This window comes from Psychrobacter sp. KH172YL61 (genome assembly GCF_007182895.1).
GTDB classification, from domain to species: Bacteria; Pseudomonadota; Gammaproteobacteria; order Pseudomonadales; family Moraxellaceae; genus Psychrobacter; species Psychrobacter pacificensis.
Window position 1 is genome coordinate 2,113,374 of the sequence record NZ_AP019516.1, and the last position, 12,931, is coordinate 2,126,304.

A 12,931-nucleotide genomic window follows, 5' to 3' on the forward strand; every position below is an offset into this window, starting at 1 on the left:
AATATGGTCTCATTTCTACAGCAGTCTGCCTCTGTGACACAAACAATGTCTTGGTGGCAGAAAAAATTTGCGTCAGTGAATACTCTAGTTGTAGGTGGCATTGTTTGTAGCATGCTAAGCCTCAGCGCATGCCAGACTGCGCCAGATAGCTCAGCTGCGATGAAAACAACACCTATTCAAACAACCCCATCATCACAGCCGCCAGTGACATCGACCACCACTGTGACTCAGGCACCCATCGTTGAAGCAGATGATGAGAACGAATACCCTATTGAGCCTTATACTCCACCCGAAAAGCTCGAGTCGCCGAACCCATTGACCCAAGAAACGCCTGTATTTGAGCCGCCTACTCCAGTGGTGACAGAGCCTAATCTGGGTATTGCCATACCATCGCGCAATGACTATATCATCTCTGAGCCCTCAGCACCGTCACACAATGATCTACTAGAGCAGGCAAGAAAAAACTCACAGCAACGCTCTCAACAATCAGCAAGTAATAACAGTAACTTGCCTGCATTTCGTAACTTGATGCAGGTAGGCGTTAATCAACTGAAATCAGGACAATTAACGAATGCTGAAAACAGCTTTACCCGTGCACAGCGCTTGGCCCCCAAGTCGTCTGCCGTATATTTTTATCTGGCGCAAGTGGCATTGAAAAGAACCAACCTCGTAAGGCAGAAGCGATGGCACGTCGTGGCCTTAGTGTTTCTAAAAATGCCAGTCGCAGACGAGCGCTGTGGCAAATCATTTTACAATCAGGGCAAGCTCAAGGTAACTCACGCGTCGTTAGTGAAGCAAGACGAGCTTTACGCTAATAACCGCTCACTACAGTTATCATTTATCCAAAACATACATTTATTTTTTTTTAGCTTAGGGTTATCGTTATGGCATGGCAACAACTGCATTTACAATGTGAAAAATCAAACGTCGATTTGGCTGAAGCGCTTTTATTAGAAGCTGGCGCACTAGCTATTGCCTTAGATGATGCAGGTGATCAGCCTTTGTTTGAACCACTTCCCGGTGAGTCACCGCTATGGGATGAAGTCATACTGACAGGGCTATTTGATGCCACCACTGATGATGGTAGCCGTCAAGCAGTTGAGCAGCTGAGTCATGAAATTGCCGCACAAGTACAGGCTACTCGTATCTGGCTAACGGCTGTTGATGACAAGGATTGGGAGCGCGAATGGATGAGTAACTACCATCCTATCGAATGCGCTAATGACTTGTGGATTGTGCCAGACTGGCTCACACCGCCCAACCCAGAGGCGACCAATATCATTATGGATCCAGGCTTAGCTTTCGGTACTGGCTATCATGCCACGACTCGTCTTTGTCTTGACTGGTTAACAGAGCAAGACCTGACAGATAAAGTGGTCATCGACTATGGCTGCGGCTCAGGCATCTTGGGTATCGCCGCTCTATTATTAGGTGCACGCCAAGTGTATGCAGTCGATATCGATCCACAAGCTGTACTCGCAACCAATCAAAATGCAGTGCGTAATCATGTCGGTGACCGTCTGCAAGCGTTCTTGCCCGAAGAGTTCACAGATTACTGCTCACAACATGATGTTTTGCCTGTAGAAGTGATTGTCGCCAATATTTTGGCCAAACCCTTAATTGGCTTAGCACCTTACTTTTCGACATTGATTGCATCGAAAGGTCGCATCGTATTGGCAGGTTTAATCGAGTCACAGACTGAACAAGTCATGGAAGCTTATCAACCCTATTTTGCACTCGATCCAAAGCATGCCTTTACCGCGCAAGAGGACCAGCATTGGCAGCGTTTATCTGGTACATTTACTAGCTAGCAACATTTAATTACATCTGTTACGATAGAGGGCAGTCAAACGTCACAGGTTTGGCGCCACTCTGTCGTTGCTCATGATTTATAGAATTTCAAAAAGCATGGTAGCTGTTGGTGAGTGGCTAAGCGGTATAGATAACCATACTTTTTTGGATTCGACCCTATGACCACCCCAATGAAAACCCAGTGCCCTCATTGCCAAGCTTGCTTTAAAGTGCAACAGAATCAACTAAATAAAGCCAATGCTACTATTAACTGTACTCAGTGCCAAAAAAGTTTTTCGGTCAATCAACACCTTATTGTAACCCCTGATACCTCCAACAGCTTCTCCTCTCAACATAATACTGCTACAGCACATCACGAGACTCAATCCAAGCTGAGTAATAGACCTGAAAGCTCCACCAATAGTCGTAATCAAGCATCTAATATATCAAATACTGCAAAGTCCTCACTCCATAAAAAACGTTCAGCTGATATATTGATTCATGATGACTTAATCTATGATGATATGGATATCGATGAGCCAGAAGACAGCATTGTAGAATACGACTCACTAGACAGCATGGATGCTTGGTTGACGCAAGTGAGCGATACCAATGCTGCGACGACAACTGACAACGCGACAAACACACTTTCTAAAACCAATACCGATCGTATTGCAACAGAACATTCCTCAATGACTCAAGAAGTACTGAGCTCAACTGCTGCCAATGATATTCATGCGAGTATCAACGACACAGCTGATGACTCATGGCTAGAAAACACTTCTTGAGGAACAAAATAAACGCGAAGCCAAATCAGTAGATAGCACAGATTTATCACAACTACTGATAGATATGGGTGTACCTCTTAGGGAAGAAGAAAATTCTGTTACAGAACGTGCAAACAAGGCGCAAGCACAGTTTGCGCCAACAGCCACAACCCATTCAATTGCATCTATCCTCTGGATACTGGGATGCTTAGTATTAGCACTATTACTTGCCGCGCAGTATGTTATGTTTAACCTAGAGACGTTAGTCAAAAACCCTGCCAATGCGCAGCGCCTCCAAACGGTATGCTCTATTGCGGCATGTAGCTTACCAAGCGCTGATCTGACAGCTTTGACTATTACCAATCCAAGTCATCGATCAAGTCAAATTAAAACCACAGGTACATTTAGCGATATCAGCGCGATATTGAACAACCAAAGCACAAAAGCACAGCTCTATCCAAATATAAAAGTCAGCGTTTATGGGACAGACAATCTCATTGGAGAGTTTATAGCAGCGCCTAACGACTATTTATTGGGTAAGCCAAGCCAGCTAGCTGCTAGTAATAACAGACAACTACTATTTACCATACCCGTTGACAATGCACAAATTCGCGAAATTACGATGACACCACTTTATTGAATGTTATTTTTAGTAATAGAATGAGCCTGACATATCGCTGACTTTAAGATAGCCGTCAATCTGTCAGCGCTAGACGATATTAATTTGATATACTATTATTCTGACATCTTATGGTTTGACTCTTTTTTCATTTCAAGGATATTATCTTATGGCACCTCATGCACAGCATCATGCCCATCATTTTGCTAAGAGCTCTGAGCATCCTGCCGACTATAATAAAGAAGATCATCACCTTGTCGCTCACGATATTGAGTTCCCGTTAGAAAGTGCTGCGAGTAGCGCACAGCAGCCTTTGCGTGTACATGTTGAGCGCGTCGTTCGCCAGTATTTCGCTATGCTAGGTGATGAGATGCCTACCGACTTGTACGAGCTTATCTTAAAGCAAGTCGAAGAGCCTCTATTGTCAGTGGTTCTAGAGAAAACTCGCGGCAATCAAACCAAGTGTGCACAAATCTTAGGCCTCAATCGTGGCACTTTACGCAAAAAACTCAAAACTTACGACTTAATGTAGCACTGCTATATGTGCTCACCCATTATTGCTAATCATCATGCATGGCAATTCAATGTGCATGGCTTTATCTATCGCGATATAGTCTACCGTTGTTGCCATCATCACCTTGCCAGACGTTTACGTCAGGCTTTTTTTATGGAAGATTTTTTATGAGTACAACCCCACTTGCCCTACTCTCGGTCTCTGATAAATCCAATATCGTTGAGTTTGCTCAAGGCCTTATTAAAGCAGGTTTTGGCTTACTCTCTACTGGCGGTACCTATCGATTACTTACAGAAAATAATGTCGCTGTGACGGAAGTGTCTGACTATACGGGCTTTCCTGAGATGATGGATGGCCGTGTTAAGACCCTGCATCCTAAAATTCATGGTGGTATCTTGGGACGTCGTGGTACAGACGATGCTGTCATGAATGAGCACGCAATCGAACGTATTGACTTGGTTGTTGTGAATTTATATCCATTTGCTGAAACGATTGCACGTGCTGACGTGACGATGAACGATGCTATCGAAAATATCGATATTGGTGGCCCTACCATGGTACGATCAGCAGCAAAAAATCATGCCCATGTAGGCATCGTGACCGATCCTGCTGATTATGATCGCGTACTGACTGCTTTAAATGGTGGCACTGAATTGACAACGGCTCTACGTTATGATTTAGCGGTTAAAGCCTTTGAGCATACTGCGCAGTACGATGGTATGATTGCCAACTTCTTAGGCAGCCGTGTCAATGAGACGCAGGAACCAGAAAACTTCCCACGCACATTTAATGTACAACTAGAAAAAGCGCAAGATCTGCGCTATGGCGAAAACCCACATCAAAACGCTGCTTTCTACACTGAAAATCATCCTTTAAAAAAGCCAGCAAGCTTCTATTGCAACGGCTAAGCAACTGCAAGGTAAGGCGCTATCATACAATAATATCGCTGATACTGACGCAGCCCTTGAGTGTGTTAAAGCCTTTAGTGCACCAGCTTGCGTTATCGTTAAGCACGCCAATCCTTGCGGTGTCGCGGTAGATAATGACCAAGTAGCTGCTTATCGCACTGCTTTTAGCACCGATCCTGAGTCATCTTTTTGGCGGCATTATCGCCTTCAACCGTCCACTGACGCTTGCTGCTGCAAAAGCCATTATCGATAATCAATTTGTAGAAGTCATCATTGCACCCAGCATTGAAGACGGTGTACTTGAAGCGACTGCTACTAAGAAAAACGTACGCGTATTAGTATGTGGTGAACTACCAGCACCAGATCAGCGTGATAGTCAGCTTGATTACAAACGCGTCAATGGCGGCCTACTCGTACAAGAGCAAGACCTTGGTTTGATTACGGCAAACGATCTAAAAATCGTCACTGACGTACAACCAACTGAAGCGCAAGTGGCAGATCTGTTGTTCAGCTGGAACGTGGCAAAATATGTCAAATCGAATGCCATTGTTTATGCGAAAGGTCAACGTACTATCGGTGTTGGTGCAGGTCAAATGAGCCGCGTTAACTCAGCACGTATCGCTGCTATCAAAGCCGAGCATGCTGGACTGGCCACTGAAGGTGCCGTTATGGCCTCAGATGCCTTCTTCCCATTCCGTGATGGCATCGATAATGCTGCTGAAGTAGGTATCTCAGCCATCATTCAGCCAGGTGGCTCTATGCGTGATGATGAGACCATTGCAGCCGCTAATGAGCACGGTATTGCGATGGTATTCACTGGCATGCGTCATTTCCGCCACTAAACAATCATCTATTAGTTTAAGACTGGAATTAGGGCGTGTTGAACATTCGACCATGGCACTGACAGCGACTATTTTTAGGCGATTCGATGTTAAAAATAATAAGTTTAGTCATTCTAAGCGCTTATTTTTAACGATGAAGCGGCAAAAAGAGTCCTGTCCCCTGCTTTTATCGTTGGGGCTGATGCTAAAATTGCCCCATACTGCGTTACAAATCTCGCTAAGGCATCTGCATTATCGTCGCTTTGTGCCTTGTCTGGAACCATTTTAGCGATCAGCAGTGCCTATTTGCGAATGTTCAACACGCCCTAGTCGCAGCAATTGTATTTGTTACTGCTCCTAATTTCCAGTCTCTTATAATATTCGTGGTCACTACAGTTAAAGTATTACCAAATAAAAAAAGCCACTGCATCGCTACAGTGGCTTTTTTGCGTTTAATAATTAAGAGTAACCATACAGCGAACGCTTAGCGCCCTTGTGCATTTGCCATGTTGGCTTCGTTAATCTCAACTTGATAGACCATACGTAGATAATCTAAGTAGTCTTGCAGCTGATCTTGACCTAAATTGTCACGAATGATGCTGGCCGTTTGCGCTCTTTGCATATCAGATAGTGGTGACTGCTGCTCAGTCTTGATGCGATCACCAACCAATAGCGTTGCACCTGCTTCAGTCTCACTAGCGAGCGCGACTACGCCATCATTGGCAGCTTGCTTGCTAAAGGCCAATCCACGCTCTTTATCAGTTAGCAACGTTGTTTGACGATTAATCTCACCCAAAGATTGCAAACTTACTGACTGCTTAGCAATATCAGCTGGCGTTTTGATACCAGCAGCGACAGCTTTCGCTTCTTTTAGCGCCAAGGCTGTGGCTTTTTGCTGACGCAATATCTGAGTGATTCTTGGCGTTGCTCTAGATAAGCTCAGTGTGGTCGTAGGACGATAGTTGCTTGGTTGTACCCATACCGTACCGTTACCAACTTCTATACCTGCCGTCACGGCCTGATCTTGAATCGTAAATTCGTCAAAGGCCTGTTTGATCACTGCTGGTTGCGATAATACTGATTTGTTATTTTCTTTACGATAATCTTTGATACGTTTTAGCGTGACATTCTCTTGCTGCGCAATATCTTCGATACTAAAGCCATCTGCTGCCAAATCATTAATCGAGGTTACTTTATCCGCGTAGACTTCTTGACGCTTGTACTCTTTTGCCTTAGCAGTCAGCTCTGCACGCATACTCTCGAGACTTGGAATCTTTTGCCATTATCTTCGGTGACTGTGAATATCTGATAGCCAAAGCTGGTCTTGATAGGGGCTGTCACATCTCCAACGCTCAAGCCTTCTAGTGCTTTTTTCAACAGCATCGGCGTCACCACCAAATACTGACGGATTAAAGCGACCAATGTCACCGCCTGCTTCTCCTGAAGGATCATCCGATTCTGCTTTGGCCACAGCAGCAAAAGACTCGCCTTTAGCCAAGCGAGCTTTAACTTTATCTGCTCTTGCCTTAGCATCATCACCTGTTAACAGTATTTGACTCACTCTACGCTCATCATCAGCAGCCAGACTTTGCTTATACGCTTCGTACTGCTGCTGCAACTCTTCTGTTGTCACATCATCGACTTTGATGGTCTGCGGGCTAAGCTGAATATAAGCCAAGTTGACCATTGCCGCGCTTTTTAGCGTGTCTTTATTGGCATCATAATATGCTTGAATATCATTTTTGCTTAGTTTGACCTGATCAGCATAGTCCTGCCAATCAAAACGATGTACCCAGACGTTACGTGATTCTAGTTGCAAGTCGATCAATTGGCTAACTGCCTGCATTGGATAGACGGCTGTACCAACGATGCTCGCATTCAACTGATCCAAGCTTAACTGATTGCGAAACTCTGCAAACAACTGATTTTTGGTCATGCCACGCTGACGCAAAAAGTTTGCAAACTGATCGTTAGAAAAGTTTCCATCGGCATCTTTGAATATTTCTTCTTCACGCAGCAAACGATTGATCGTGTCATCAGAGACTGTCATACCAAGCTTACCTGCTTGCTGCTCTAGTAATGTACGATCAATCAGACCTTTTAGTACCTGCTCGTGCAGTACGTCTTCATTCAATAAACTGGCATCATCAACTTGCTCTAGTATTTCGCTACGACGGTTATTGACGGCATTCTGATACTCGGACAACCCTACGCTTGCCTCACCCACCTGAGCGATTTGGTTGGGATCAACCCCGCCGCCAAAATAGCTTTCGACACCCAATAGAGCCAGTGGCGATAGGCATAAAATCAATAAAATGCGACCTGGCCAGCTTTTTTAAGAAATCGCGCAATTTATCCATAGTTATCTCTGCTTTATTAACCTATATTGATGAAAAACCATTGTAATACTGTTAGGAGCTGTCGAGTGCGACCTGCTAATATCAATGCTATTTAAGCCGGCAATGGTAAGAGGGAAGAACGTGTACATTTTATTAGGGAAAACAAGGTTCAGTGACAATACCTTATTTAAACAACGCATCTATCGCGCGCCCTATGATACGTGATTTTTCGTATATACTCAAAATATTCACGTTGTATGAGATAAACTATAGCGACAAAAAAAGCACCTAATATTTAGGTGCTTTTTCGGTGCTTAGCTTATGACATCAGCCAAAGCGACCATCTACCATAGAGCGGTTAGTTCAAACGCTCTTTTAGGTTTTTACCAGCTTTGAAGCTTGGTACTTTGCTTGCAGGGATGCTTAGCTCTTCACCAGTCTTAGGGTTACGGCCAGTACGTGCTTTGCGGTCTTTTACGCTAAAAGTACCGAAACCAACCAAAGAGATGCTATCGCCAGCTTCTAAAGCTTCGCCAACACTTTCCATAACAGCATTCAAAGCATCACCAGCTTGAGTCTTATTTAGACCACTTTTGTCTGCGATGCTATCAATTAATTCTGACTTATTCATAAAATTTCCTTCAAGTTTAAGGGGGTAATAAACGCTCACGCCAAGCATTGTAACGCTCTCGTGGTACTTACGCAATAAAAACTACCTGACTGGCGTATTAACAGGTTTCGCTTTGTTATCGTCTTTATATCAAGGCAGCATAAGGAGTGCAAGCGATTTTACATCTTTTGTGCCATCAACTACTTATTTGACACCCAATGTTACGCAAAACATCTGCAACCTATATACAGGCAAACTGTCCTCATTCAAACAATGAATCAGCTTATTTGTTTACTCTTTAAAACAGTTGTGAGTTGGTGTCTGTGCATTACCAGTCATAAATTTTAATGTCTTTATCAACTGCTAGATTGTACTGTAATAATTTTACCACTGACAGAAACTAGCGTTACTTTTTTATTATAAAGGCGTTACTATAAACAAAATACCACTGCAAATTTCGGGTAAAAATAAACTTAAGTTTATTACATAACTTTGATTTGCTAAATAAAAAAAATGGATTATTTACATGAAGCGTTCTACGTTGTCTCACTCTCTTCTTAATATTATTCTGGTGTTCATCGAGTCGGCGCTGACACTATTGTTACGTTTGGATCCTGAACTACGTAAAGCCGCTTATCCACTTGCCAAGCAAGGTACGGTCGTAGCGTTGCGCTTATATTTGCCTCATGTTGAGGGTTTTTGCCACCTTTAGTACCAAAGGTGTACTCTTGGATGCCGAGTTGCCTGTTGGTCGTAGCGAACCTGATGTCGTTATCAATGCTTATAGCATTCAAGTGATTAATGCCATCACCACTCACGATAGAGAGACGACCGAAAAATTACAGATGCGCGGTGAATCTGTTCAAGTACAGCTGGTCAAACAATTTATCATGCAGCTTGGTCTTGGTAGCCTGATTCAGGGTCTGATCAGAAAAATCAAAGGTGGTAAAGGTAAAACCAAGCCATCTGATGCTGAAATGGCGGAAAAGAAAGACCATTATAAAGAGCGTATCAAAGAACAGCAGGCCCAAATCAACACATTAACCATCAAGAACCGCGAACTTGAAACCACAGTTAAAGAGCTACAGAGTAAGCAAAAGACCTTTATGATTGTGACCGTAGTGGCATTGGTCGTCGCGGTAGTCTCGATCATAGCCCTCTTAATGAATTAATTGGTGCTAGATTTGGTTTTATTTAACGGTGCTACCAGTCATAGATAAGTGTGTGACATTTACCATAGGTGTTGCACGCTTAGTGACTATTCATATGGATCACAGTATATGAGTCACACCATATAACTATAATTTGTATTCAGCGCCCCTACATCTGTCGTTTATATATCACATCCCACCTGTTTTCCCATTTATCCCCCCTTTTTAACCACCATTGTTTTTATCAATCATAGCGATAAGCTCGATTAACCATTTAATCACACTTTAATCTTGACCAAATTACTCAGGATTAAGTATAATTGACTTAATCGTTGCACACATCGGGTTAACCATCTGTTGTTTAATAACGATAAGACACAACTTGAACGGATATGATTGACAGCTTTTATATTGATCTATTATTGACTGTATCTATCCCTTTCCAAGATCGTTATTAAATAAAAATGACCTAAAAGTTTGGAGATAACACATGCGTTTAACTACTCGAGGCAGATATGCCGTTACTGCTTTACTAGACTTGGCATTACAGACCAGTCAACAAGAGAGCGCAGTATCTCTATCTGATATCGCTAAACGGCAGTCAATTTCTATCTCCTACCTTGAACAGTTATTCTCCAAGCTACGCAAACGTGGCCTTGTGACCAGTATTCGCGGTGCAGCTGGTGGTTATAACCTAGCCAAGCCATTGAACGAGATAGATGTGATGAGCATCATATCTGCTGTCGATGAATCCGTTAATGCGATGCAGTGTGAAGGACGCGGCGACTGTCAAGGTGGTACAATGTGCCTGACCCATGACCTGTGGTGTGCACTATCAAATCATATTGAACAGTACTTGAAAAATATAACATTAGCGCAATTATTAGATATGGAAAATGTGCAGTCAGTATCAGAACGTCAGCACACCTCTACAAAAGATATTTCCATAAAAGACATCAATACTATTACTCTATCGAACAGCGAGGCAAACCCAGCATGAGCCAACATAACAACCTTATATACTTAGATTATGCCGCCACCACACCAGTTGCAAAATCAGTAGCGGCTAAGATGAGCGAATATCTGACAGTAGATGGCATCTTTGGTAATCCAGCCTCGCGCTCTCACGGCTATGGCTGGCAAGCAGAAGAAGCCGTAGAAACTGCTCGCGGACAAGTGGCTGAAGTCATCAACGCTGATCCACGCGAAATCGTCTTTACTTCTGGTGCAACTGAATCTGACAACCTAGCCATTAAAGGCGCAGCTCACTTTTATCAGTCTCGTGGTAAACACATCATCACCAGCAAAATTGAGCACAAAGCCGTGCTAGATACGTGCCGTGAGCTTGAGCAAGAAGGTTTTGAAATTACGTATCTTGAGCCGCAACCAAGCACAGGGCTTATCTTGCCAGAGCAAGTGAAAGAAGCGCTACGTGAGGATACAATTTTGGTATCACTGATGATGGTAAATAATGAGCTTGGTACGATTACTGATGTTACAGCGATTGGTGAAATCACTCGTGAAGCCGGTGTGGTTTTCCATGTTGATGGCGCACAGTCTGTTGGTAAAGTAAAAATCAATCTTGAAGAGATGAAGATCGATTTGATGAGCTTTTCAGGCCATAAAGCCTATGGTCCTAAAGGTATCGGTGCCTTATTTGTTCGCCGTAAGCCACGTATTCGCCTAAAAGCTGAGCAACACGGCGGTGGTCATGAGCGCGGTATGCGTTCAGGTACATTACCTACGCATCAGATCGTTGGTCTTGGCGCAGCATTTGCTCTAGCCAATGAGAGCTTTGAAGCAGATCATGCCCATGTTGCAAAATTGCGTCAAAAACTCTGGGATGGCCTACAAGATATCGAAGAGATCTATCTGAACGGCGATCTTGAGAACAGCGTACCAAACATTGTGAACATCAGCTTTAACTTTGTTGAAGGCGAGTCATTGATGATGTCGCTAAAAGACTTAGCGGTATCATCAGGGTCAGCCTGTACATCAGCGACGCTTGAGCCATCATATGTACTACGTGCTATCGGTCGCCCAGACGAATTGGCGCATAGCTCAATCCGCTTCAGCTTTGGTCGTTATACGACTGAAGAAGACATCGACACTGTTATCAAGCAACTGCATGAAGCTGTTGATAAACTACGTGCCCTATCGCCACTTTGGGATATGTACCAAGAAGGTGTTGATTTGAATTCAGTCGAATGGGCTGAGCATTAATATTAAGCGCCGTTAGCTAGTAATACATTTTATATATTTATTAAACGATTGATCAGACAATTAAAAATCCAGTTTTTATTAACTAAATGTTTGACCCCAATTATCGATGAGTAGTTAGATATTTAAAGTTAATATGCGACTACTCATCATCTAACTAGGAGAAAACCCCATGGCCTATAGTGACCAAGTTATTGATCATTACGAAAACCCACGCAACGTTGGTAATCTTGACAAAAACGCCAAAAACGTTGGTACCGGTATGGTCGGTGCCCCAGCCTGTGGCGATGTAATGCGTCTACAAATCCAAGTCGATGATAACGGTATTATCGAAGATGCACGCTTTAAAACTTATGGCTGCGGTTCAGCAATTGCTTCAAGCTCGCTCGTTACTGAGTGGCTAAAAGGCAAAAGCTTGGATCAAGCTGGCGAAATCAAAAACAACGATATCGCTAAAGAACTAGCGTTACCACCAGTAAAAGTGCATTGCTCTGTACTTGCAGAAGATGCCATTAAAGCCGCTATTAGCGACTATAAAGGTAAGCATGGCGTAGCAGCAGCGGCAGAAGAAGCCACTATCTAAGCCAAACCTACTAGCGTCTGCGCTGTGTTTTGTTAGCAATGCTAAAGTAGTAATACATCAGATGGTTACTAACGCTAAAAGGTGACAATGACACTTATGTAATTGTCACCTTTTATTTTCTAAAAACTATTAGCATATTATTTTGGCAAACTCGTAACTTCGCTTGCCAGTTTACATAGTTTATTTATTGATATTTACGATTAATAGTCAATGGGAGTTGGCATGATTGAAATGACAGAACGCGCCGCTCAGCATGTTCAAGACTTTTTGGACAATCGCGGCAAAGGTGAAGGTATTCGAGTGGGTATCCGTACAGCGGGTTGCTCAGGCCTTGCTTATGTTTTAGAGTTTGTAGATATACCTGATGAAAATGACACGCGCTATGAAAGCCGCGGCGTTAGCATTTTTATTGATCCTAAAAGCTTGGTCTATTTAGATGGCCTGTTGATGGATTATGAAAAGAAGGTCTAAACGAAGGTTTCAAGTTCACTAACCCTAACCAAAAAGGTGAATGTGGCTGCGGTGAGTCTTTTACTGTTTAATGGTTCAATCAACTGATTATTCAGTGATTGATGCACCCGTTGTGATGAATCAATACAAAAGATATA

Annotated in this window: 13 protein-coding genes and 2 pseudogenes; 12 read left to right on the forward strand and 3 right to left on the reverse strand. The window is 43.2% G+C overall.

Annotated features, from left to right (window positions below):
* The first annotated feature begins 3 nt into the window (after positions 1-3).
* From PKHYL_RS11285 to purH, 6 genes and pseudogenes are all read left to right on the forward strand, one after another.
* Positions 4-954, forward strand: a complete 951-nt coding sequence (locus PKHYL_RS11285) for a tetratricopeptide repeat protein (protein WP_240365188.1) — start codon at positions 4-6, stop codon at positions 952-954.
* Positions 885-1,811, forward strand: a complete 927-nt coding sequence (gene prmA / locus PKHYL_RS11290) for a 50S ribosomal protein L11 methyltransferase (protein WP_071003526.1) — start codon at positions 885-887, stop codon at positions 1,809-1,811. The genes PKHYL_RS11285 and prmA overlap by 70 nt, the downstream gene beginning before the upstream one ends.
* A 210-nt stretch (positions 1,812-2,021) precedes the next feature.
* A complete protein-coding gene (locus PKHYL_RS11295) occupies positions 2,022-2,579 on the forward strand; it encodes a hypothetical protein (RefSeq protein ID WP_240365189.1) in 558 nt (185 codons plus the stop codon).
* Between the two features lie 64 nt (positions 2,580-2,643).
* On the forward strand, positions 2,644-3,198 hold the full coding sequence (locus tag PKHYL_RS11300) for a DUF3426 domain-containing protein (RefSeq protein ID WP_240365190.1): 555 nt from the start codon (positions 2,644-2,646) through the stop codon (positions 3,196-3,198).
* 247 nt (positions 3,199-3,445) lie between these two features.
* On the forward strand, positions 3,446-3,709 hold the full coding sequence (fis, locus tag PKHYL_RS11305; RefSeq protein ID WP_227674247.1) for a DNA-binding transcriptional regulator Fis: 264 nt from the start codon (positions 3,446-3,448) through the stop codon (positions 3,707-3,709).
* 149 nt (positions 3,710-3,858) lie between these two features.
* A pseudogene (gene purH / locus PKHYL_RS11310) lies at positions 3,859-5,441 on the forward strand (bifunctional phosphoribosylaminoimidazolecarboxamide formyltransferase/IMP cyclohydrolase).
* 463 nt (positions 5,442-5,904) lie between these two features.
* On the opposite strand, the gene PKHYL_RS11315 reads toward purH, so the two are convergent.
* The 3 genes from PKHYL_RS11315 to PKHYL_RS11325 form a co-directional block, all read right to left on the reverse strand.
* Positions 5,905-6,675, reverse strand: a complete 771-nt coding sequence (locus PKHYL_RS11315; protein ID WP_240365191.1) for a hypothetical protein — start codon at positions 6,673-6,675, stop codon at positions 5,905-5,907.
* Between the two features lie 27 nt (positions 6,676-6,702).
* A complete protein-coding gene (locus tag PKHYL_RS11320; RefSeq protein WP_240365192.1) occupies positions 6,703-7,731 on the reverse strand; it encodes a SurA N-terminal domain-containing protein in 1,029 nt (342 codons plus the stop codon).
* A gap of 386 nt (positions 7,732-8,117) precedes the next feature.
* Complete coding sequence (locus tag PKHYL_RS11325) at positions 8,118-8,390, reverse strand: HU family DNA-binding protein (protein WP_045445077.1); 273 nt, start codon at positions 8,388-8,390, stop codon at positions 8,118-8,120.
* 505 nt (positions 8,391-8,895) lie between these two features.
* Between PKHYL_RS11325 and PKHYL_RS11330 the strand changes: the two genes are divergently transcribed.
* The 6 genes and pseudogenes from PKHYL_RS11330 (at position 8,896) to iscA (ending at position 12,865) form a co-directional block, all read left to right on the forward strand.
* Positions 8,896-9,081, forward strand: a complete 186-nt coding sequence (locus tag PKHYL_RS11330) for a hypothetical protein (RefSeq protein WP_240365193.1) — start codon at positions 8,896-8,898, stop codon at positions 9,079-9,081.
* A 16-nt stretch (positions 9,082-9,097) separates the two neighbouring features.
* Entirely contained in the window at positions 9,098-9,541 is a 444-nt protein-coding gene (locus tag PKHYL_RS11335) for a hypothetical protein (protein WP_240365194.1), read from the forward strand.
* 469 nt (positions 9,542-10,010) lie between these two features.
* Positions 10,011-10,520: an Rrf2 family transcriptional regulator gene (locus PKHYL_RS11340; RefSeq protein ID WP_071003521.1), complete on the forward strand. Its 510-nt coding sequence runs from the start codon at positions 10,011-10,013 to the stop codon at positions 10,518-10,520.
* Positions 10,517-11,743, forward strand: coding sequence for an IscS subfamily cysteine desulfurase (locus PKHYL_RS11345; RefSeq protein WP_071003520.1), 1,227 nt, complete (start codon positions 10,517-10,519; stop codon positions 11,741-11,743). Before PKHYL_RS11340 ends, PKHYL_RS11345 begins: the two co-directional genes overlap by 4 nt.
* Before the next feature lie 169 nt (positions 11,744-11,912).
* On the forward strand, positions 11,913-12,323 hold the full coding sequence (gene iscU / locus PKHYL_RS11350; protein ID WP_058024183.1) for a Fe-S cluster assembly scaffold IscU: 411 nt from the start codon (positions 11,913-11,915) through the stop codon (positions 12,321-12,323).
* Between the two features lie 222 nt (positions 12,324-12,545).
* A pseudogene (gene iscA, locus PKHYL_RS11355) lies at positions 12,546-12,865 on the forward strand (iron-sulfur cluster assembly protein IscA).
* The last annotated feature ends 66 nt before the right edge of the window (positions 12,866-12,931 follow it).

What these genes read in the sequence shown, in the direction of transcription:
- PKHYL_RS11285 (WP_240365188.1), top strand. Translation starts at nt 4, where the DNA reads ATGGTCTCATTTCTACAGCAGTCTGCCTCTGTGACACAAACAATGTCT.
- prmA (WP_071003526.1), top strand. Translation starts at nt 885, where the DNA reads ATGGCATGGCAACAACTGCATTTACAATGTGAAAAATCAAACGTCGAT.
- PKHYL_RS11300 (WP_240365190.1), top strand. Translation starts at nt 2,644, where the DNA reads ATGGGTGTACCTCTTAGGGAAGAAGAAAATTCTGTTACAGAACGTGCA.
- PKHYL_RS11315 (WP_240365191.1), bottom strand. Translation starts at nt 6,675, where the DNA reads ATGCGTGCAGAGCTGACTGCTAAGGCAAAAGAGTACAAGCGTCAAGAA.
- PKHYL_RS11325 (WP_045445077.1), bottom strand. Translation starts at nt 8,390, where the DNA reads ATGAATAAGTCAGAATTAATTGATAGCATCGCAGACAAAAGTGGTCTA.
- PKHYL_RS11330 (WP_240365193.1), top strand. Translation starts at nt 8,896, where the DNA reads ATGAAGCGTTCTACGTTGTCTCACTCTCTTCTTAATATTATTCTGGTG.
- PKHYL_RS11340 (WP_071003521.1), top strand. Translation starts at nt 10,011, where the DNA reads ATGCGTTTAACTACTCGAGGCAGATATGCCGTTACTGCTTTACTAGAC.
- PKHYL_RS11345 (WP_071003520.1), top strand. Translation starts at nt 10,517, where the DNA reads ATGAGCCAACATAACAACCTTATATACTTAGATTATGCCGCCACCACA.
- iscU (WP_058024183.1), top strand. Translation starts at nt 11,913, where the DNA reads ATGGCCTATAGTGACCAAGTTATTGATCATTACGAAAACCCACGCAAC.